General features: G+C 40.0%; 19 protein-coding genes. 18 read left to right on the forward strand and 1 reads right to left on the reverse strand.

All coding sequences use genetic code 11. The features are described 5' to 3' along the window. A partial coding sequence (locus J6O61_RS00545; protein ID WP_442861687.1) for a transposase occupies positions 1–152 on the reverse strand: 152 nt, incomplete at its 3' end. 105 nt (positions 153–257) lie between these two features. Here J6O61_RS00545 and J6O61_RS00550 point away from each other — a divergent pair. The 18 genes from J6O61_RS00550 to ilvB all read left to right on the forward strand — a co-directional run bounded on the left by J6O61_RS00550 (position 258) and on the right by ilvB (position 23014). Beyond that, positions 258–590 carry a hypothetical protein gene (locus J6O61_RS00550; RefSeq protein WP_292208284.1) on the forward strand — a complete coding sequence of 111 codons (333 nt, stop codon included), beginning with the start codon at positions 258–260 and terminating at the stop codon, positions 588–590. Beyond that, positions 578–1435, forward strand: coding sequence for a helix-turn-helix domain-containing protein (locus J6O61_RS00555; RefSeq protein ID WP_292208285.1), 858 nt, complete (start codon positions 578–580; stop codon positions 1433–1435). The genes J6O61_RS00550 and J6O61_RS00555 overlap by 13 nt, the downstream gene beginning before the upstream one ends. Positions 1436–1591: 156 nt before the next feature. After that, positions 1592–2392: a signal peptidase I gene (gene lepB, locus J6O61_RS00560; RefSeq protein WP_292208287.1), complete on the forward strand. Its 801-nt coding sequence runs from the start codon at positions 1592–1594 to the stop codon at positions 2390–2392. A gap of 48 nt (positions 2393–2440) precedes the next feature. Next, a complete protein-coding gene (locus tag J6O61_RS00565; protein ID WP_292208290.1) occupies positions 2441–2881 on the forward strand; it encodes a hypothetical protein in 441 nt (146 codons plus the stop codon). Positions 2882–3050: 169 nt separating this feature from the next. Next, positions 3051–4523: a transposase gene (locus tag J6O61_RS00570; protein ID WP_292208293.1), complete on the forward strand. Its 1473-nt coding sequence runs from the start codon at positions 3051–3053 to the stop codon at positions 4521–4523. 458 nt (positions 4524–4981) lie between these two features. Next, complete coding sequence (locus J6O61_RS00575) at positions 4982–7474, forward strand: efflux RND transporter permease subunit (RefSeq protein WP_292208296.1); 2493 nt, start codon at positions 4982–4984, stop codon at positions 7472–7474. Position 7475: 1 nt separating this feature from the next. Continuing rightward, on the forward strand, positions 7476–11186 hold the full coding sequence (locus J6O61_RS00580; protein ID WP_292208298.1) for a hypothetical protein: 3711 nt from the start codon (positions 7476–7478) through the stop codon (positions 11184–11186). 159 nt (positions 11187–11345) lie between these two features. Continuing rightward, complete coding sequence (locus J6O61_RS00585) at positions 11346–12002, forward strand: F0F1 ATP synthase subunit A (protein WP_292208572.1); 657 nt, start codon at positions 11346–11348, stop codon at positions 12000–12002. A gap of 27 nt (positions 12003–12029) precedes the next feature. Continuing rightward, entirely contained in the window at positions 12030–12248 is a 219-nt protein-coding gene (atpE, locus tag J6O61_RS00590) for an ATP synthase F0 subunit C (RefSeq protein ID WP_292208300.1), read from the forward strand. Positions 12249–12280: 32 nt separating this feature from the next. Further along, the gene (locus tag J6O61_RS00595; protein ID WP_292208303.1) at positions 12281–12772 is read left to right on the forward strand and encodes an ATP synthase F0 subunit B; all 492 of its coding nucleotides are present in this window, start codon (positions 12281–12283) and stop codon (positions 12770–12772) included. Next, complete coding sequence (gene atpA / locus J6O61_RS00600) at positions 12765–14558, forward strand: F0F1 ATP synthase subunit alpha (RefSeq protein WP_292208305.1); 1794 nt, start codon at positions 12765–12767, stop codon at positions 14556–14558. Before J6O61_RS00595 ends, atpA begins: the two co-directional genes overlap by 8 nt. After that, positions 14545–15474, forward strand: a complete 930-nt coding sequence (gene atpG / locus J6O61_RS00605) for an ATP synthase F1 subunit gamma (protein WP_292208307.1) — start codon at positions 14545–14547, stop codon at positions 15472–15474. Before atpA ends, atpG begins: the two co-directional genes overlap by 14 nt. Continuing rightward, positions 15461–16852 (forward strand): F0F1 ATP synthase subunit beta, encoded by a 1392-nt coding sequence (gene atpD, locus J6O61_RS00610; protein ID WP_292208309.1) that lies wholly within the window; start codon positions 15461–15463, stop codon positions 16850–16852. Before atpG ends, atpD begins: the two co-directional genes overlap by 14 nt. A gap of 2 nt (positions 16853–16854) precedes the next feature. Beyond that, positions 16855–17280 (forward strand): ATP synthase F1 subunit epsilon, encoded by a 426-nt coding sequence (gene atpC, locus J6O61_RS00615; RefSeq protein WP_292208311.1) that lies wholly within the window; start codon positions 16855–16857, stop codon positions 17278–17280. A gap of 14 nt (positions 17281–17294) precedes the next feature. Next, the gene (locus tag J6O61_RS00620) at positions 17295–17810 is read left to right on the forward strand and encodes a hypothetical protein (RefSeq protein WP_292208314.1); all 516 of its coding nucleotides are present in this window, start codon (positions 17295–17297) and stop codon (positions 17808–17810) included. After that, the gene (locus tag J6O61_RS00625; protein ID WP_292208317.1) at positions 17810–18862 is read left to right on the forward strand and encodes an acyltransferase family protein; all 1053 of its coding nucleotides are present in this window, start codon (positions 17810–17812) and stop codon (positions 18860–18862) included. Before J6O61_RS00620 ends, J6O61_RS00625 begins: the two co-directional genes overlap by 1 nt. Positions 18863–18905: 43 nt before the next feature. After that, positions 18906–21368 (forward strand): homocysteine S-methyltransferase family protein, encoded by a 2463-nt coding sequence (locus J6O61_RS00630; protein WP_292208320.1) that lies wholly within the window; start codon positions 18906–18908, stop codon positions 21366–21368. 20 nt (positions 21369–21388) lie between these two features. Further along, positions 21389–23014, forward strand: coding sequence for a biosynthetic-type acetolactate synthase large subunit (gene ilvB, locus J6O61_RS00635; protein ID WP_292208322.1), 1626 nt, complete (start codon positions 21389–21391; stop codon positions 23012–23014). The last annotated feature ends 31 nt before the right edge of the window (positions 23015–23045 follow it).

A 23045-nucleotide genomic window follows, 5' to 3' on the forward strand; every position in this document is an offset into this window, starting at 1 on the left:
GCGTAATTCTTCATGAAATCACCAATCTCATCCGTGATCACTTTCTTTCTGTATTTAGTTACGAAAATCACATGGTAAGTGAGTTTGTATACGGAATGTGATCCTCTTCTGTACTCGTTTAGGATATCTGATTCTACTATTGATTTCTGCATAAATTTACTTCCCACCCAAAAGAACAAATGTTTGCTTGTTTCTAAAAAGTGTGCTATAATACTAAATATAACTAAATATAGAATACTAATAAGGAATTTTTAACCGTGTACAGAACAAGGCAATACAGGATAAGCAACAACCACATACTCTATGACTATTGCAGGGATATCTGCAGAGCATCAGCCATTCTGTACAACAGGGCAAATTTCATCTTAAGGCAGTATTCGTCTGCAGTAGATTCAATGGCCTTGTTCAAGCCTCTTTTCCCAAATCAGATGATGGTTTACAGGCTCGTAAGGGATAGCCTTTTGGGGACTAAATATCTTGGTGACAGCAAGTGGCTCTCATATAATGCCCTTGATCATATGCTAAAGGTTACAAGGGATAAGGCATGTGACACCATGTCACGGAAATTGGAGAATTTATGTATAAGATAACAGGCAGACTTTCAGATGTACAGAAAAAAGAGCTTATTACAGGTTTCTTGAAAAACCTTGGAGAACGTCTGATGTTAAAGAGAAATGTCCGGAACATTTCACAGCAGGAGTTGGCGGAGTGCCTGAATATAGACCGTAGTACATTGAGCAAATATGAGAGTGGTGACAGGAATATGCAGGTGTCAATGTTGCCATTATTTAGCACGTACTGCAAGTTTTCCCTTCGAGAACGGTTTCCGGAGGATGAATCAAAAGAAATCCTTGACACCTTTTCAGTAGCGGTTATTATTACAGCTGACCGCAGGAAGCGCCGTGATCAGTCAAGGCAGAAAAAGATGGGCGTAATTGCACCTTATGGTCAGGTTGAACAAAAAAGAATTCTAAAGGGGCAAGTCTATGATGTTGACGGTCAGGAAGTATTTGAGCCCACTGTTCATAAGCAGAAACCCAAGTCATTGCGTGAAAAGTACAAGGATGCTGAGATGCACACTGAATTTAGTGCATATTCAGATATGGAGTTCTGTGATTTTGTAAAGAGCCAGAACGAAAGGCTTAAAGATTCCGTAGTATCAGCAGGCCAGTTCTTGAAGCAGATAGAAGAGTTGGCCAATAAAGAAACTTTAAAGGGATTATTGGCAGATTATATAGTAGACGAGCTTGTCATAAATCGTGTAGCCAATGAACACCCTGATGAAGTAAGTCGTAGAGCATACGCTTATTATCAGAAATTGTATCAGGAATATCTGTCAGGTGACAATGAGCGCAACGAAGGTAATGAGATTGATGACTGGCAACGCCCGGAAAAATTAAATCTTTTATTCATTGGAACAATCTTATTTTGCTAAACAATAGCTGAAAAAATGATTGATGAAGATTCAAGAGCACTCATGTTGAAGTTTATCAATTATTTATTGGTATCATAGCCATAATTATGCTATTTTATGTGTAAAAAGCCCGGGTAATACTTGAATACCAGATTGCGCCTTTATGGGAGTGGGACTATGTTAGCTCAAGCAGAAGAAGCTCAGATAATACCTATTGCAGATAACAATGGGAAAGATACTCTTTTTATATGGTGCGCCATATTATTGTCATGTTTCATCCTATACATGATAATCACCCTAATTCACGATATCGTAAGAGAAAAAAGGATTGAGAAATATAAGAGTACAGGATTATTTTTACAAAAACATATAGATATCGTTCCTATGTGGCTTCAGTTCATTCTAAGAGTCGGTATCCCTGTACTTGGTGTATTATTCCTTCTTAGCAAGGTTGTTTGTATTACCATAGTTGCCTCCGGTTCAATGGAACCAAAGCTCAAGACCGGAAATACGGCTGTTTATAACAGACTAGCATATACAAAAACAGTTCCTAAGAGGGGTGACATTATAGGCTTCTGGTCACAGGAATTTAATGCTACTTATGCAAAAAGAGTTGTTGGAATTGCTGGCGATAATGTTGAATTTCATAACGGCTATGTCTATATCAATGGTATGAGGGCCGATGAAAGTCGGTACCTCGATGATAACATTGCTACAAACTCTAAAAAGACCTTTACTGTGCCAGACGGGTGTGTATTCGTTCTTGGCGACAATAGGAGAAGATCCATTGATTCAAGGTTTTGGTCAAATCCGTATATTTCCTGCGATGACATTGTTGGAAAGTATATCGGGCAAGTTCCATTTGTACTCCCGGATATCTTTGGAATAGCTGCTGATGACAGGGAGAATCGTTCATATACCGCAGAAGATGTGAGAATGACAGTAGAGCTTATGGAATCGTATTCTGGGGAGGATTAGTGTCAAGACTAAACAACAACGATACAGTTCTAAATGAAGGAAAATGATATGGAAATAGAGAATAATTCAAAATATGCAGTTGTAAGATTGCCGCTGTTAAGGACTGAAATACTTGAAACCAAAGATCATGGCGAGATCTGCATAGATGTATCCGGTGTAAAGGAGTATCTTGAAAGCAAACGTTTACCGGAGTACAAATATGAATATTCAAAACCGAACATGTTATTTAGTAAAAAGAAATACAAAACGGCTCTTGAATCTGTTGATAAGGCAAACTGGGCATTTGCAAGTATTTATGGTTACTACACAGAAAACCCAGGAGATGACTATTACTATAAAATGGATATATTTGAGAACTGGTCGGAGGTTGATGGAATAAATAAGCAAAGGGGCTGCTTAAAATCTGATTGGCTGGATGCAGTAGATGAATATCTGAAAAGTTTAAATCAGAAAGAAACCGCAGAGGATATCGATTTGTGGTCGATTTGAAATTCCCCCAAAGTAATAGATAATATATAGGCGTTTGTGAAACGCCAAAAGCTGCATAAATACGGCACTTTTGCTCTATAAAAAATGAATAACCCCTCACCGGATATGGTACAATAGAATTGACGAGAAACCACTGACCAATACCAAGAAAGGAGTTATTCTGATATATATGATACCATATAAACAGCTTTCTTTGGCTGATATCTATGCAGATTGCCAAGATAAATTTGAAAATGACAAGCCTGCGTTTTTGTCTCTATTAGAAAACCATATCGACCTTGATGAAATTATTCCGCTTTCTTTTATAAAGCATTTCTATGCATCAACGGGAAGATCCCGTAAATACCCATTAAAAGCTATGCTCTGGGCTTTAATTATCCAACGCATTTTTACTATCCCCACAGATCAGCTTCTACTGGTCTTTCTTGCATACTCGAAGCCACTTCGTGAATTCTGTGGTTTTACCAAAGTTCCTGATGCTTCTAAAATAACCCGCTTTAAGCAAGATTTTCTGGATGACTTACAGCTTGTTTTTGATAAGCTCGTCGATATTACCGAGCCTATCTGTCAGGCTATTGATTCTGCAAAAGCCGACATGACCATCTTTGATTCTTCTGGGATTGAAGCCTTTGTCACTGAAAACAATCCCAAGTATGCTAACAGGATCATCAAACAGCTTAAGGCATATGCCAAAGCAATGGGGGTTAATAAATCCTATGATCCCTATAAGGCAGCCTATGGAGCAATGCCTTCTCATGCTTCTGCCAATCCTGAAATCAAACAGTTATATATCAACGGCCATTTCTGCTACGTTTTCAAGTTTGGCATTGTAACAAACGGCCTGGGAATCGTCCGCCATATTTCTTTTTACAACAAAGACTTTTTTTCATCTCACCCGGATATCGTTGTCGAAAAGAAATCTGATTCACCTGATGAGGACAAATGTGTTCATGACGCAAAACTTCTCATTCCCACACTTCGGGACTTCTTTTCAAAACATCCACTCATCAATCCAAAAACATTTTTGGGCGATGCTGCTTTTGATTCAGCTCTTCTGTATAAACAGCTACTTACAGGTGATACTTTTGGCACAGATAAACATTTTTCAAAAGCATATATACCCTTAAACAGTAGAGCAGGAATCAAATATCCTGATTGCAAAGTAAATGCTGACGGTATACCCTGTTGTCCTAATGATGACTCACTTCCGATGAAATCCGATGGTAAATCTTCAAGTAAGAATGGTTTAGTAAGGTTCAAATTTGTCTGTCCAAAAATCAAATATGTTTACGATAAATCTACCGGCAAGCAACATCGAGAGTGCCAATGCGATAACCCTTGTACCGGTTCTTCCTGCGGTCGTATGATACATATTTATCCCGAAAAGAATCTACGAGCCTATCCAGGAGTACTTCGCGGAACTGAAGAATGGGATAATACCTACAAGATCAGAACTACCGTGGAGCGCGATATCAACCATATGAAGGATAATCTTTGTTTGGCTGGACGTCGCACTCAAAATGAGAAAACTCTGCATGCTGATCTGATACTTGCTGGAATCACTCAGCTGATATCTGTAGTACTTGCCGACAAGATTCATCACCATGAATACATCAGAAGCCTCAAGCCACTCATAGCATAGGACTTACCAACTTAATAAGGCATCAGCCTTATTCAAGTGCGCCTAAGATAAGCTTTATCAGCCCAATTCACGTCTTTGCCCTCAAAAAAGCGTTCCAAAATGCTTTTGTTAAGGTTACACCTTAACTTCTAATGAGTTTCGCAAATACCTATAATATTTTTATATCGTTAATTCTATGAAATTCCGCAAGGGACTGGCAATTCAGATAAGAAGTTTTTGTGTGCAAAAACAACCAAGTAGAATAGGCAGTAAGTTGTTGCATGGCAAAACGCAAAATTTGATTTATAATATCAAATCCCTCTGAGTAATCAAATAAGATCAATACATTCAATAAATTGTTATTGTTCTAAATAAGGTGTACAATATATAGAATAGATGCATTCGATATTGTAAGAATATATATCGAAGATTTGATAGGTGAATTTCTTATTCATACATCAACATACAGGGGGAACAAAATGGATAATAGTGGGGAGAATACCGGCAATAGCTTTATGCTGAAAATCTGCGCATTTATTGTTGATAAGCGCAATCTTTTCTTTTTAATCTACGCGATTCTGTGTATTTTTTCAGTTATTTCAAGAGGGTGGGTAGGTGTAGAAAACCAGCTGTCTGAATATCTGCCCAAAACTTCGGAGACCAGGCAGGGGCTTGATCTTATGGAGGAGCAATTCACAACCTATGGTTCGACCAAGGTTATGGTTGCAAATATTTCATATGATCAGGCACTTTTGATTCAAAAGGATTTGGAAAGCATGGATGGTGTTTTTTCTGCTGAGCTTGACGATACAGATAAACACTACAACAACGGTTCTGCTTTGTTCAACATTACTTTTGACTATGACGAAACAGATGATATGTGTCTTGTGCTTCTTGATCAGGTAAAAGAGTATTTTGATAAATATGACTATTATCTATCAACAACTCTTGGAGATACCCAGTCCGAGCTTATTGCCAAGGAGATGGATGTTATATCCGTAATTGTGGTTTTTGTAGTTGTGGGAGTACTTCTTCTTACGTCTCAAGCCTATGCGGAGGTACCGATACTCCTTTTGACTTTTGGAAGTGCGGCACTTGTTCAGATGGGCTCAAACTTTCTTCTCGGAACAATTTCTTTTGTATCCAATTCTGTTACAATTGTGCTTCAGCTGGCCCTTTCAGTGGATTATGCTGTTATTTTTCTTAACAGGTATAAAGAAGAACATGCACTTTTATCTGCCAGAGAAGCCTGCATAATAGCTTTGTCTAAATCAATTCCCGAAATATCCGGAAGCTCACTGACTACAATAGGTGGTCTTATAGCCATGCTCTTTATGCAATTCGGAATAGGAAGAGATATGGGTATCGTTCTTATAAAAGCCATATTGCTAAGTCTTTTGTCAGTGTTCCTCTTGATGCCCGGAATCATAATGCTTTTTTCAGGTCTCATGGAAAAGACAAAGCACAAGAACTTTATTCCTAAGATTCCTTTTGTAGGAAAATTTGCATATGCCACCAGATTTATTATTGCACCGGCATTCGTCGTTGTGATAATAATTGCCAACAGAATTTCTTCAGGCACACCATATGTTTATGGTTATACCAAGATAACGCCTCCGCTTATCAATGAGGTTCAGGCTGCTCAGAATATGCAGGACGACAACTTCAGATCTGATAACATGGTCGCCCTGGTATTTCCGTCAGGCGACTATGACAAGGAAAAGAAACTTATAGAGGATCTTTTGGCTGATGACAATGTTGCTTCTATAACAGGTCTTGCAAATACTGAGGCTTTAAATGGATATACCCTTACAGAAAAGCTTTCGCCAAGACAGTTTTCCGAGCTCTTAAATATTGATTATGAAATTGCAGAGCTGATATATACAGCTTATGCCGTTAATGATGAAGACTACGCCAAGGTTGTAAACGGTCTTGCCAATTACAAAGTCCCCCTTATAGAAATGTTCATGTTTGTATATGAAGAAGTTGAAGAAGGATATGTGACTTTAAGCGATGATCTTATGAATAAACTTGAAGATGCGAACAGAATGATGGATTTTGCAAAAAAGCAGCTTCAGGGTGAAGATTATTCGAGAATACTTGTGTATTTAAATCTTCCGCAGGAATCGGATGAAACCTTTGCCTTTCTTGAGAAGATGCATACCTACGCAGAAAAATATTATGACGCGGACAAGATATATGTGGTTGGCGAGTCTGTCAGCCAGTATGACCTTAAAAAGTGTTTTGCCAGAGATAATACAGTTACCGGTGTGATTTCAATTCTTGCGGTATTGGTGGTGCTTCTTTTTACCTTTAAATCAGCAGGTATGCCGGTGCTGCTCATTGCTGTCATTCAGGGCTGTATCTGGATTAATTTCTCTGTGCCTGCCATAGAACATGACAATCTTTTCTTCCTGGGATACTTAATCGTCAGTTCGATTCAGATGGGTGCCAACATTGACTATGCAATCGTTATTGCGGGCAGATATACAGAGCTTCGACAGACCATGGGAAAAAGAGATGCGATTATCGATACAATGAACCTTTCATTCCCGACTATTATCACATCAGGAACAATGCTTGCTGTGGCGGGAACTTTGATTGGTAAAATGACATCTGACTGTGCTATTTATGGAATCGGTAAATGCCTGGGACGAGGAACCATTATCTCCATCCTAATTACAATGTTTGTTCTTCCGCAGATACTTTTGGTTGGAGATAAAGTCATTGAACTTACTGCATTTGTCATGAACGTACCGCTATCCACCAAACAAAGGTCAGGAACTATGCGAATAGACGGCATGATCAGAGGCCATATTGATGGAAATATCACAGGTGTGATTCATGCTGTAGTAAAAGGAAATGTCAGCGCATTTGTTGAAAACGGTGATGTAACCATGATGGACGAAGAACCATTTGATGCAGCTGCTGAAAACAGTGAATTCTATTATTCGGAAGGGGAGGAAAACTAACATGAAAAAAAGAATATGTGTACTCCTTTTGGGAATAGTAGTTGGTTTTGAAATGCCTCTTTTAACTCTGGCAAAAGAAGGAGAGGTAGTTGAGACAGGAACCCAGCAAAGAGCAATAGAAAATGAAGTCGATGTAGACGAAGACATAAAAAAAGATATTGAAGAAAAGATTTCCGAAGATATTGAAGAAATAACAATAAATACAACCGATGAATTTATTGAATTTGCTGAAAACTGCAAGCTTGATACATGGTCAGCCAATAAAAGAGTTATCTTAAATTCTGATATATCCCTTTTGGGAACAGGATTTGAAGGAGTTCCTACTTTTGCTGGGGAGTTTGTAGGTAACGGTCATACCATAGGTGATTTTACAATAGGAAAAGACTCCTCGCATATTGGGCTTTTTATAAATCTTCAAAAGGGAGGAATTATAAAAAACTTAAAGGTCAGAGGCTCTATAATTCCATCCGGTGAAAATATCATAGTCGGAGGTATTGTTTCTGATAACAGCGGAATAATCCAAAACTGTGAATTTGAAGGCGTTGTCACAGCCAATGACTATGTGGGCGGAATAGTGGGAATCAACCAGCTTTCCGGAGATATAAAGGAGTGTACTTCCAGAGGATTCATTCACGGCGTTCATTATGTTGGGGGAATCGCCGGTGAGAATATGGGAAACATTTATGGATGTACCAATGAAGCACTGGTGAATACAACCAATGAAGATACACAGATAACCATTGATTCCATGAGTGCTCTAAATAAAGTAATCTCACTTGTTAAGAATATAAACAGTACATCTGAAGAAGCAAATGCGGATGTTACAGCTTCTGATGTTGGCGGAATTGCGGGACAATCAATAGGAATAATAGGAAGAAGCATTAATATAGCAGACGTTGGGTATGAACATGTTGGCTACAATATAGGCGGAATTGCAGGAAGGCAGTCCGGATACATCTATTATTGCAACAATAACGGAAAAATACTTGGAAGAAAAGATGTAGGCGGAATAGTTGGACAGGCTGAGCCTTATATTACGGTTGATCTTAGTTCGGATATTGCTTACCAGTTATCGGAGGCAATCGGAAAACTCCATGATATTGTAACAGAAACGCTAAATGATACCAAAAATCAGTCAGGTGTTATTTCAAGCAGATTATCTGCTATACAGCAATTTACAGATGGAGCAATCAAGGATGTAAAGGTAATTGCAACCGGGGCTGTTGATTATGCAAACGGAATATCAGGGGCAGCATCTGAGGCTTTTTCAAGGGTTGATTATGTGCTTGATGAGGCTTCAAAGGAAGATGGGCTTCTTGATCAGACTTCAAATGCCATTAACAGTACATCCAAGTCTGTGGATGAGCTAAAAAAGGCTGTTTCGGATTTGGGCATTGAGCAGTATATGTCAGATGCCGAAAAGGAAGAATACAACAGGCATAAGGATATTTTGGAGAGTGTTGCAAGCCAATATGCAACACTTACCGCAGCTGCCGAGAAAGGTTATTATAACAAGTATATTGATGAGAATAAGTCTTCATATGAAGGGACAAGTGATCTTCAGTACAGCGGGAGCTTTGCTGACAGCTCCGACCCGGTTGAAAAATACAATGTATCGGGCTCATGGTCACATAGTACTGACGGAGCGTCTTTTCCGGTAACAGATTCGTCAGATGAAAGACAAACAGATGACATAACTCTTAGTGATAACGCACTGTCATATGCAGCAGATAATTCTGAAACCTATGCTCTTGCCAATTATACAAGTCCTGTGGATGGAACAACAGGTGCAGATTCATATTACCGTGATCTTTCTGACTCGTCTGCGCAAATAAGCTCAATAGTTTCATCCAATATTCAAAAAATGACTGAAGCAGCAAGGAGTGATGCCCTTAAATCAATGTCTTCACTGCAAAGTGCAACGGACAGTTTAAAAGAAGCAGGAAGCGATGCAAAGAGCATTGTTACGCATGTTTCAGGAATGGATAATATTGCATTTCCTCAGTTTAGCAATGATTACAGGGAACATACTACATCTTTTGTAAATAATATGCAGGGAATGAATGACAATTTTGGCCTTCTTAACTCTGAAATGAACAATGCTACAGGAGTAATAGTTGATGATCTTCAGGCAATGAATGATCAGTTTAATACTATAATGATGCTGTTCTCCGATGCAGTGGATGGTGTGCTTGAAGCTGACTATACAACAAATTATGAAGATATTTCTTTTGATGAAGCGGAAAACTGTACGGATGCAACAATTGACTGGTGTATTAATTACGGTACAGTTGAAGGAGATATTGACACCGGCGGTATAGCAGGAACAATGGCAATCGAATATGATTTTGACATGGAGAGCGATACCACAGGGATAAAGGACTCCAAACTTAACAGCTCCTATTTGACAAAATGTGTCCTTAGAAATAACAAAAACTACAGCGATGCAACAGGAGAGAAAAACTATGTCGGCGGTATTTGCGGTCTACAGGAAATGGGGACGATATTAAAGTGCTCTAATCTTGGAAATTTAAAATCAAATTCCGGACAGTATACAGGAGGCGTTTGCGGAAGGTCATTGTCATATGTTACTAACTCAAATTCAATGGGAATTCTCACCGGAGAATCCTATGTGGGAGGCATAGTCGGGGATGGATACAATGTAAGTGACTGTCTTTCGCTGGTTAAGATTGAGGATGCTGAAAGCTTTTTCGGGGCAGTGGCAGGGCATGTGGATGATGCCGGCGTTATCAGAAATAATACCTTTATAAGCGATGATCTTGCAGGAATAGACAGGATAAGCCATTCGCATAAAGCTGAACCTGTAAGCTATAACGAGAGTGAACTTCCCTATGACTTTAAAAAACTTAGTGTTTCTTTTGTGCTTGAGGATGAAGATATTGACGGTGGAAAAGAACTGATAAATAAAGTCAGCGCCGATTATGGAGATAGTCTGGATGAAGAAGCATATCCTGAAATAAAGGAAAAAGAAGGTTATTATGTGGCATGGGATAAGGAGAGCATAGACAGTATAAAAACCGATGAAACAGTAACGGCATCCTATGTTAAATACAGAACCACCATTTCGGAGGATATGTCTGAAACCGGTGATGGATTTTATCAGGATGAAATACTTGTCGATGGACTGTTTAAGGAGGGTGATTATCTTACTGTAGAACATGACATACATTATGAGGATATTCAGTATGAAAAGGTGACAAAGATAAAAGATCTGGTGGAATATGAGACAATGACTGTCAATGTTCCTGATGATGGGCAAAAGACTCATCAGATAAGGATCAAGCCTTTGACAGAAATTGCAGAGAGCTTAAAGGATTTTGATGTTTATCTTGTACAGGGAGATAATGAGATTCTGCTTCAGAAAACAGGAGTTCTAGGCGATTACAATTTGTACGAAGTCGATGGTAATGCCTTTTCGTTAAAGATTAAGTTTAACGGTGCACAGAGAAAAGCATATATTGTTTTGGCTGAGATTTTTGGAATTATACTTGGCGTATTTCTGGTAATTGCTTTGATCATTATCTTTATAGTAAGGCATAGTGGGAAACTTCCGGGAATACTCAATAAGATTTTTGGAAAGATTTCTCAAAAAATTGAGAGTAAAGAGCAGATTTTCTATGATGACAGCAGTGATGAAAAAAATGAAAGAAAAGATGACGGAAAAGAGGATGATAATGATGGCGGTAAATAGGCTTATATAGCGATGGTTTAAGGAAAAGTAGAAAGGAAAATAGTGTTGCACATTCCTTTCTACTTTTTTATAATGATTGGTAGTGCCTGATTCGTCTGTAAACAGGCATTTGAGGTTTGGGGGCTATATGGTATGAAAGAATTACTGAATGAGATTCTGATGGAAGACAAAACATTAATTCACTTTCCGTTTGGCAATGGCTTTTTTGATATTTACAAGTCTGTTGTTATTTCGTGGGTGGTTATTGCTTTTGTCTTTATTTTTATTCTGATCATGACAAGCAACCTTAAAGTTCATAATATATCCAAAAGACAGGCGGCAGTTGAGGCGTTTGTATTGTGGATAAGGGGAGTTACCGGGGGAATGCTCGGAGAAGAGGGCGAGAGGTACGTTGATTACATTGCAACCGTCCTTATATTTATCGCCTGCTCCAATATGGTGGGACTTTTTGGGCTTACACCGCCGACAATGGATCTCACAGTGACTATTGCGCTGTCAATAATGAGTATAGTTCTGGTGGAGGCAGCAGGCATTCATAAAAAAGGACCAAAAAAGTGGATTAAGGGTTTTGCGGAACCTATGGCAGTCATAGCACCGATGAACATTCTTGAACTTGTGATCCGTCCCTTGTCACTGTGCATGCGACTTTTTGGAAATATACTTGGTGCTACGGTAATCATGGAACTTATCAAGTTTGTGATTCCGGTTATTTTTCCGGCGTTTCTTAGTCTGTACTTTGATATTTTTGACGGATGCATTCAGGCCTATGTATTTGTGTTTTTGACTTCGCTATATATAAAAGAGGCCGTAGAATGATGTAAACAACATAAAGGAGGATTAAAAATGAGTTTAACAGCAATCGGAGCAGCTATTGCTGCATTTACAGGAATCGGAGCAGGCATAGGTATCGGACTTGCCACAGCAAAAGCTACAGATGCAGTAGCCCGTCAGCCTGAAGCAGACGGCAAAATCATGAAGCTTTTACTTCTTGGTTGTGCTCTTGCAGAGGCAACCGCTATTTATGGATTCGTAGTAGCTATAATGATTATTCTTTTCTCATAAAAGAAGATATTTTTGTATAAAGGGGATACAAAGTGTTAACAACCAGTATTGTAAACATAGCATGTACTATATTTAATCTTCTGATCCTGTATTTCTTGTTCAAGAAGTTTTTGTTCGGGAGAGTTGACAAGGTTCTGATGCAGAGAAGAGAAGAAGTTGAGACTGCCACCAAGGCTGCTGATGAGATGACAAAGTCTGCAATTGCCACCAAAAAAGATTACGAAAAGAAAATCGAAAAGGTTGATGAGGAAAAAGAGCAGATTCTGGCTGATATCAAAAAGCAGGGATATGATGAGTATGACCGTATCATAAATGAAGCAAAAAGGAGAGGCGAGCAGATTCTCGTAGAGGCAAGGCACAACGCTGAAGTTGAGAATGAGCGTGCCAAGGAAGTTTATGCAGCTCAGCTCACAGACATGGTTGTGGATGCCGCGTCTAAAATTGCTGCGACTAAGCACAGCAAGGAAGACGACATGGAACTGTATGAGAAATTTATAAGTGAAGCCGGAGCAAATAATGAGTGAATCTTTGAAAGCAAAACTGCGATATGCCAATACTGCTCCCAGTTCAGAACAGATAGAAAAGATAAAAAAGGTTCTTGAAAAGAAATTTGAAAATGCAGACATCGATATAGAAATAAAAGAAGATCCTTCTATCGGTGGCGGATTTATCGTATCCTGCAAGAACTTTGAATATGACTGGTCTGATGCGGGAAGAGCAAGGCAATTACGCGCAGAACTTAATAACCTTAGCAGAAAGTCAGGAGACCACGATACAGGCAGGATAATATCCATGCTCGGAAGAAAAGTGGTGGATTTTGACTTGCAGGTTGAGGATAAGGAAGTCGGAAACGTAACCTGGGTTGGTGATGGAATCGCCAATATTGATGGTATCGACCACGCTTTTTACGGAGAGATAATTGAATTTGAAGACGGCACCAGAGGAATGGCACAGGACATAAGAAGTGACCACATCGGGTGTATTCTTTTTGGCAATGATACAGGAATCAGACAGGGAACAAGAGCAGTCAGAACCTATAAAGAAGCCGGAATCCCTGTTGGTGAGGCTTTTATCGGAAGAGTTGTAGATGCGCTGGGCTCACCTGTAGATGGTCTTGGTGATATAAAAGAAACAAGCTACAGGCCGGTTGAACAGCTCTCACCCGGTATTGTCGAGAGGCAGTCGGTAAATGAACCTATGGAAACAGGAATTCTTTCTATTGATACTATGTTTCCTATAGGACGAGGACAGAGAGAACTTATAATCGGTGACAGACAGACCGGTAAGACTTCCATAGCCCTTGATACCATAATTAACCAGAAGGGCAAAGACGTTATCTGTATTTATGTTGCTATAGGTCAGAAGGCATCCACCGTTGCCAAAATAGTTCAGACTCTTAAAAAGACAGGCGCGATGGACTATACAATAGTTGTAAGCTCTACTGCATCTGACATGGCACCGCTACAGTACATTGCACCTTATTCGGGAACGGCTATGGCAGAGTTCTTTTTACATCAGGGAAAAGATGTACTGATAGTATATGATGATCTGTCAAAGCATGCGGTAGCTTACAGAGCGTTATCTCTTCTTCTTGAAAGATCTCCCGGAAGAGAGGCTTACCCCGGAGATGTATTTTATCTGCACTCAAGGCTTTTGGAAAGATCATGTAAGCTTTCGTCAGAACTTGGAGGTGGTTCCATCACGGCACTTCCTATAATTGAGACCTTAGGCGGAGATGTATCCGCATACATACCGACCAATGTAATTTCTATTACAGATGGTCAGATATTCCTTGAAAGTGATCTTTTCTTTGAAGGAATGAGACCTGCAGTAAATGTTGGACTTTCTGTTTCCCGTGTGGGAAGTGCGGCTCAGACCAAGGCTATGAAGAAAGCTGCGGGCAGCATAAGAGTTGACCTTGCACAGTACAGAGAGATGGCTGTATTTACACAGTTTTCATCAGATCTTGATGAGACAACCAAGAATCAGCTCCGTCACGGAAGTGTTTTGATGGAACTTTTAAAACAGCCTCTTGAACATCCTCTTAAGATGCATGAGCAGGTAATCGTCCTTGTGGCAGCCAATGCCGGAAGACTTGACTTTGTACCTGTCAAAAAAGTTAAAGAGTATAAGGAGAAGCTTCTTGGTTTTTTTAATGCTGAACAGGGTGAAATATGTGAAGAACTTGAAAAGAGCGGAGAGCTTTCGGAACAGCTAAAGAAAAAGATTCTTGATTGTGTAGATATTTTTAATGATATTGAAAATAAAAGGCTTAAAGAAGAAATAGAAGGTATTCATGGCAACAATTAAAGAGATAAGGGATCGAATAGATTCAGTAAATGATACCCGGAAAATTACAAATGCTATGTACCTGATCTCATCAACCAAGCTTCGAAAGGCAAGGAAAATGCTGACTGATACAGAACCATTTTTCTTTGCCACAAGAGCTATGATTTCCAGAGTGGTAAGGCACCTTCCCGAGGGAGTAGATAATATCTTTCTTGAGACGAGGCAGGATATTCCTGAAAAAGACAGACGAAAGGGTTATATTATTTTCACAGATGATAAGGGAATGGCCGGTGCTTATAATCACAATGTTTTAAAGCTTGCTGAAGAACATATTCTGGAAGACGGTGATAATTGGAAACTCTTTGTGATCGGGGAGGTTGGAAGGTTCCACTTTTTATCCAAGAATATGGATATAGAGGAATCCTTTATGTTTACTTCGCAGAATCCCACGCTTCACAGGGCAAGGAAGATAGCAGCAGAAATTCTGGATTACTATTATGAGAGAAAGATTGATGAATTTTTTGTGGTTTACACTACAGTTCATGGAAATGTGTGTGAAACCAGATTCGAAAAGCTTCTTCCTCTTGAACTTATTACAGATATTCAAAATGAGCTGATTCCGGGTGTTTTAAGAGAAGAGTTTCTTATGGATCCAAGTCCGTCGGCAATTTTGGACAATATAGTTCCCAATTATGTTACGGGATTTATCTACGGTGCACTTGTAGAAGCGTTTTGTTCTGTTCAGAGCGCCAGAATGATGGCTATGGACTCTGCCAACAAAAATGCCGGGAAAATGATAGATAATCTAAAGCGTACCTATAACAGACAGCGGCAGGCTCTTATTACTCAGGAGATAACAGAGGTTGTAAGCGGTGCCAAGGCTCTTAAACGGAGCAAAGAAGCAAAGAAAAAAGGAGCAAACCTTGAAAAACGGTAAGATTTTGCAGGTCATGGGACCTGTTGTGGATGTTAAATTTGAAGATAATGATCTTCCATATATAAGTGATGCTCTTGAAGTTTATGTTGAAGACAATAAGCGTGTCATGGAGGTTTCACAGCATATAGGAGAGGATACTGTCAGGTGTATTATGCTCTCGCCAAGTGAAGGACTTTGCAAGGATATGCAGGTTTTTTGCACCGGGGGACCTATAAGTGTTCCGGTGGGAGAAAAGGTTCTTGGCAGGTTATTTAATGTATTGGGAGAGACAATCGATCACAAGGGCGAACTTGAAACTGCGGAAAAATGGCAGATTCACAGACAGCCTCCAAGACTTGTGGATCAGAGTCCGGTTGTTGAAATACTTGAGACGGGAATTAAGGTTATCGATCTTCTTGCGCCTTACGCCAAAGGGGGTAAGATTGGTCTCTTTGGAGGAGCCGGAGTCGGAAAAACAGTTCTTATTCAGGAGCTTATTCAGAATATAGCTACTGAGCATGGTGGATATTCCATTTTTACCGGTGTAGGAGAACGTTCAAGAGAAGGAAATGATCTTTGGACTGAGATGAGTGAGTCAGGGGTTATTGAAAAGACCGCACTTGTTTTCGGACAGATGAATGAGCCACCCGGAGCCAGAATGAGAGTTGCTGAAACGGGACTTACAATGGCTGAGTATTTCAGAGACGTGGCACATCAGGACGTGCTTTTGTTTATTGATAATATTTTCAGATTTGTTCAGGCCGGATCTGAAGTTTCCTCGCTTCTTGGAAGAATGCCTTCAGCTGTCGGATATCAGCCGACTCTGGCAACAGACCTTGGACTTCTTCAGGAGAGAATTACTTCTACAAGATTTGGTTCTGTTACTTCTGTTCAGGCTGTATATGTACCTGCTGATGACCTTACGGACCCGGCGCCTGCAACGACTTTTGCGCATCTTGATGCAACAACGGTTCTTTCCCGTAAGATTGTTGAACAGGGTATATATCCCGCTGTTGATCCTCTTGAATCATCAAGCCGTATTCTGGAGGAAGAGATTGTCGGAAAAGAACATTATGAGACAGCTTTGAGGGTTCAGGAAATCTTACAAAAGTATAAGGAACTTCAGGATATTATTGCGATTTTGGGCATGGAAGAACTAAGTGATGAAGATAAGATAACTGTTCACAGAGCACGTAAGATTCAAAGATTTTTGTCACAACCGTTCCATGTTGCAGAACAGTTTACAGGTATTAAAGGAAAATTTGTTCCTTTAAAGGAGACAATAAAGGGCTTTAAAGCCATAATAGATGGTGAAATGGATAAGTACCCGGAGGCAGCCTTTTTTAATGTTGGAACAATTGATGAAGTAGTTGAGAAGGCAAAACAGATTGAGAGTTGAGTATGATTGAGGATAAAGTACCGACCTTTGGACTTCAGGTTATTTCTGTAAACGGAGTCTTTTATGATGACAAGGCAGAGGAGATAATACTTCCTTGCGAAGATGGTGAACTTGCTGTTCTTGCCGGTCACGAGGAGATGATCCTTGCATTGTCCGATGGTGTTATCAAGATAAAAAAGCCCGGCGGCGAGTGGATTTACGGTGTAGTAAGCCTGGGCTCGGTTCAGGTTGCCAATAACAGATGTATTGTGATAGTTAATACTGTAGAAAAACCGGGAGATATTGATAAAAGAAGAGCGCAGGAGGCCTATGAATTTGCTATGGAGCACCTGCAGCAGAAGCAGTCTATCAAAGAATTTAAAAAGTCACAGGCAGGACTTGCCAGAGCGCTTACCAGACTATCGGCTGCTTCCAAGTATAAAGACTAAGTGGGGAATGTGTTTTGAAAAGAAAAAGAAAATTTCTTTTGCTGGCCATGTTGCTGGGGATGATTTTAAGTGGCTGTCAGAAGGAAACGAATGATGAACTTGAAAGTTATAAGGAGAGCATGAGCTCGTTCTATGATAAGCTTTCGTATTTGGATGAGGCTATAAACGGAATCGATCCGGAATCTGAGACGGCAGTAGCCCAGCTTTTGGGATATTTGGATGAAATGAATGAAGCCTACAAAAGTATGGCTGAGTTGACAATTCCTGATGAGTTCTCGGGAATTTCGGATATTGCTGTAGAAGCAGCAGATTATATGGAAATGGCAGATCAGTTTTATCATGAAGCATATGATAATGAGTTTGATTCGGATACAGAGTATCTTGCCGGTCAGTACTACCAGAGAGCGTGTAGCAGAGTGCTGGTTATGCTGCAGGTCCTTCATGGAGAAGTTCCATCCGGAGAAGGAGTTACAGTAACAACCCAGGATTCCATTCAGTTCTCTACTATAGGAACGAGTTCAGAGGAATGATGAATACATTTATATATTTAGTAAAATTTATAGCATCAATGGGCGTGATAATCGGACATACCAGGTTTCCGGGAACTTTTGGCTACATATGGGATGCCGTTTCAAGATATATCTGCCCATTCTTTTTTGCTATTTCGGGGAGATTTCTTATTCCCTACAGCATGAAAAAAACTCCTGATATTAGAAAAAGAGTAGGAAAGGCCATAAAAAAGCTTTTAAAGACTACAGGCATAGTCTATGGGATTTATTTGGCGTACTCGCTTATATTTCATTTAAAAAACGGAATAGGCTTTGTTGAATGGTTTTCTTCCAAGTTTAATCTTTCGGAAGCCAGATGGTTCTTTTTGTTTAATTCCGGTAAGTTCATATATGACGGTTCATATACCTTTGATCATCTGTGGTATTTGTTTGCACTTTTTTATGTCTTTGGACTTATCTATATTTTCGCACCTGTACTCAGGAAATGGATGAAAGCTTTGGTTGTGATTCTATTGGGAGGTCTTTATTTTGGAGAACTTCTTCAGACCTTTTATCCCATAAGACCTTTTGATATTAGCATCACTACCTGGTATGTGCTTAGAAACTGGCTCTTTGAAGGGATGCCTTTTGTTCTCATAGGTATATGGTTTTCGGATTATATCGGAAAGCTAAAGGAAGATCTTGGAGAAGATAAGTTTAGAGCAAGAAGCAAAAAATGGATAATCCCTGGCTTTTGCAGTATTGCAATCGGAATGGTGTGTTCTGGTTTTGAGTTTATGCTTCTTGGCAAAAAAGAGTGTCCCTTTGGAGCTCTTTTAATGGTACTTGGAATACTGTTTTTATCTGAAACAGGTATAGGTGGAGGAAGGTTCTTGTGGAAGATCGGAAAAGAAGGCTCATCTGACATTTACTTTTACCATGTTCTTGTAATCTGTCTTGTGGATCAGCTTTCCTATTACAAGATAATCCCTGATTTTTCCATGGCGGCGAAGCCTTTTATTGTAATGGCTCTTTGCCTCATATTTATCTGGTATATTCCAAGGACTGTAAGGGCACACAAGAAAAAAGCATAAGGACAAAGATAACTGAAAATATAACTGTAAAGAGATAAAAGGTATGAACAGAGAAGAGTTTTTAGAGAAGTTTAAGGGGAGAGTAGTTTTTTTGGACGGAGCCACCGGAACAAACCTCATGAAGGCCGGCATGCCGGCAGGTGTCTGCCCCGAAAAGTGGATACTTGATCATAAGGAAGTTATGTTGGAACTTCAAAAAAGCTATGTAGATGCAGGGGCGGATATTATCTATGCCCCTACTTTTACAGGTAATAGGATAAAGCTATCCGATTATGGGCTTGATGATGATATAGAGTCTATTAATACAAGTCTTGTTGAGCTTGCCAAAAAGGCTGCCGGAAAAAAGGCCCTTGTTGCAGGTGATATCACCATGACGGGAAGGCAGCTTAAACCTATAGGAAATCTGGGATTTGAAGAGCTTATTGATACCTACAAAGAACAGATAAGGATACTTGAAAAAGCAGGGTGCGACATTATAGTTGTTGAGACCATGATGAGCCTTCAGGAGTGCAGAGCTGCACTTCTTGCAGCCAAGGAAGTTTCTGATATTGCCGTTATGGTGACATTAACTTTTGAAGCAGACGGAAGAACTCTTTATGGTTCCGGGGCAAAGTCAAGTGCCATTACTTTAGAGGCACTTGGAGCCTGTGCCATTGGTGCTAACTGCTCTACGGGACCTGACAAGATGGAAGAGATCATAAGGGATATGGCAAGCGTAACGGGTATTCCTATTATTGCCAAGCCAAATGCTGGACTGCCTTCTGTTGATGAGAATGGAAATACTGAATATGACATGGATGAGGATACCTTTGTCATAGAGATGAAAAGGCTTATTGATGCAGGTGCGAGTATAGTAGGTGGATGCTGCGGAACAACTCCTGCATACATTGGCTCCTTGAGAAAAGAATATGAGAGCTATAAACTTCCCGTTGATATTCCCAGAAAGATCGAGGGAAGAAGATATCTTTCTTCAGAGAGAAACAGCCTCTCTTTCGGACTTGACGATAATTTTATGATTGTCGGAGAGAGAATTAATCCTACCGGAAAAAAGAAGCTTCAGGCACTTCTTCGTGAAGGTGACCTTTCAATGGTTTCTGATTTTGCAAGAAGTCAGGAAGAAGAGGGAGCAGCTATTCTTGATATCAATGTGGGCATGAGCGGCATAGATGAAAAAGAAATGATGCTAAATGTCCTTGAGGAAGTTATGTCTCAGACGGATTTACCTCTTTGCATTGACACCAGCAGTAGTGAAGTCATGGAGGCTGCCCTTAGGATTTATCCCGGCAGGGCTCTTATGAACTCTATTTCACTTGAAAAGGGTAAGGCAGAAAAATTCCTTCCTCTTGCAAAAAAATATGGCGCTATGTTTATTCTTTTGCCCTTGTCTCCTGAAGGTCTTCCCAAGGATACAGAGGAAAAAATAGAAAATATAAAAGAACTTACAAAAATGGCGCAGGAAAACGGCCTTGAACTGGAAGATATAGTTGTTGACGGACTTGTTGCAACAGTTGGCGCTGATAAGGAAGCAGCAATAAAGACTTTGGATACTATAAGCTTTTGCCATGATAATGGTTATGCGACTGTGTGCGGTCTTTCCAATATTTCTTTTGGCCTTCCTGAGAGAATGAATGTAAATACAGCCTTTCTTACCATGGCGATTTCAAGGGGACTGACTATGGCGATTGCCAATCCGTCTCAGGAAATGCTGGTAAATGCAGCATTTGCGTCAGATCTTTTACGCAACAAGGAAGGGGCTGATATAAGATATATCGAAAGGATGCAGCGCCTTGCAGAAAAAAAAGAGGATAAAATCGCTACGGAAGGTGCAGGGGGAAAAGAGGATAAATCAGGCTCTACAAATAGTGATGATATTCTTGCTATAATAAAAGGTGACGTTCTAAAGGGCGCAAAGAGAACTATCGAAAAAGATACTCAGACAGCTCTTGATATGGGAATTGCTCCCAGAGTGATTTTGGACGAAGTGCTCATGCCGGCCATAAACGAAGTCGGAGATCTTTTTGATAAAGGAAAATTCTTTCTTCCGCAGTTGATTTCGGGTGCTGAAGCCATGAAGCTTTCGATTGGGATTTTGGAGCCTCTTCTTAAAGACAAAGATACATCGGACCAAAAGCTTCCGGCAGTAGTAATTGCTACTGTCCACGGGGATATTCATGATATTGGTAAAAACCTTGTTGCGCTTATGTTAAAAAACTATGGTTTTAATGTCATAGATCTGGGCAAGGACGTGCCCAAGGAAGAGATAATAAAGGCAGCAAGAGATAATGATGCCGGTATTATAGCTCTTTCAGCCCTTATGACAACTACCATGAAGGAAATGAAAAACGTGGTGGATTTGGCTCATAAAGAGGGACTGGATTCCAAGATCATCATAGGTGGTGCCGTTGTTACACAGGACTATGCAGATGAGATCGGAGCTGACGGATACTCGTCAGATGCTGCTGATGCAGTAAAAGTTGTAAAACAGATTTTAAATATCGAAGATTAAACATATTAAGGAGTTTATTCATGATAGGTGCGCAGGCAATCGTAAAATGTCTTCAATGTGAAAATACAGAGGTCATTTTTGGATATTCAGGAGTGGCAATTGATCCTTTTTGGAATGAAATGCTAAAGACAGATATCAAAAAGGTTCTGATTCGTACGGAACAGAATGCGGCTCATTGTGCCAGCGGATATGCCAGAGTCAGTGGGAAAGTCGGAGTGTGTGCAGTTACTTCAGGACCCGGTGCTACAAATCTCATAACAGGAATTGCAACTGCCTATGCGGACAGTATTCCTCTAGTTGCTATTACCGGACAGGTTAACAGCGATATGATCGGAAGTGATGTGTTTCAGGAAGCAGATATAACGGGAGCCGTTGAGTCTTTTGTTAAATACAGCTATCTTGTGAGAAATGTTGAAGATATCCCAAGGATATTTAAAGAGGCTTTTTATATTGCAGGAAGCGGAAGAAAAGGACCTGTTCTTATAGACATTCCTTTTGATGTTCAGACAGCGGAATTTTCAGGTAAGTTCTCATATCCTGAGACAATTTCCATGAGAACATATAAGCCAACGGTAAACGGTAATATTGTTCAGATAAAAAAGGTCATCAAAGAAGTTGAAAAGGCAAAGCGTCCGATTATCTGTGTGGGCGGAGGTGTTCATTTAAGCGCAGCAGAAGATGAGATAGTAAGGTTTGCGGAAATAAATGATGTGCCTGTCGTTTCTACAATGATGGGTATAGGAGTTATGCCGACAGACCATCCGCTGTATTTTGGCATGGTGGGAAACAACGGACAGGCCTATGCCAACAGGGCAATGAATGAGTCTGACCTTCTTTTGATGGTTGGTGCCAGAGTAGCAGACAGGGCTGTAAACAGACCGGATCTTATTACAGAGAATAAGGTCATGGTTCATATAGATGTTGATCCTGCAGAAATCGGTAAAAATGTAGGTCCTACAATTCCGCTTGTTGGAGATATCAAGCATATTTTTGAAGATTTTCTGGAACAGGATGATCACAATGATAATCATGATGACTGGGTTAAGCTTTTAAAAGAGTACAAGAAAGAAATGCAGGTAGAAAGAAAGCCTGCGGGAGCAGCTTATGTTGATCCCCAAATTTTTATAAATAAACTATCCGATGCCGTTGACAGGGATGCAATCTATGTGGCTGATGTGGGACAGAATCAGATGTGGTCCTGTTCATATTACAAGGTAAAAGAAGGAAGATTTTTGACATCCGGCGGCATGGGAACAATGGGATATTCAATTCCGGCTGCCATGGGAGCAAAGCTTGCTGATTCAAAAAAACAGGTACTGGCTGTGATTGGAGATGGTGCCTTTCAAATGTCAATGATGGAGCTGGCTACAATGAGGCAGTATGACATTCCCGTAAAGATTGTTGTTATGAAGAACGGATATCTGGGCATGGTCAGAGAACACCAGCACTTTGCTTATGACGATAATTACTCAATGGTTGAACTTTCAGGAGATCCTGACCTTTCACTTATTGCCGCAGCTTATGGCATGGGATATATGAAGGTGGATGGAAATAGTGATATAGATGGTTCTTTAATAGAGTTTTTAAAGGACGATAAAGCTTTCCTGATGGAAGTGGTTGTTGATCCTATGGCACTGACCAGATAAGTTTTTACATGGGTAAAGAAAGGTACTAGAC

It is taken from the genome of Butyrivibrio sp., assembly GCF_017635265.1.
GTDB lineage: Bacteria > Bacillota > Clostridia > Lachnospirales > Lachnospiraceae > Butyrivibrio.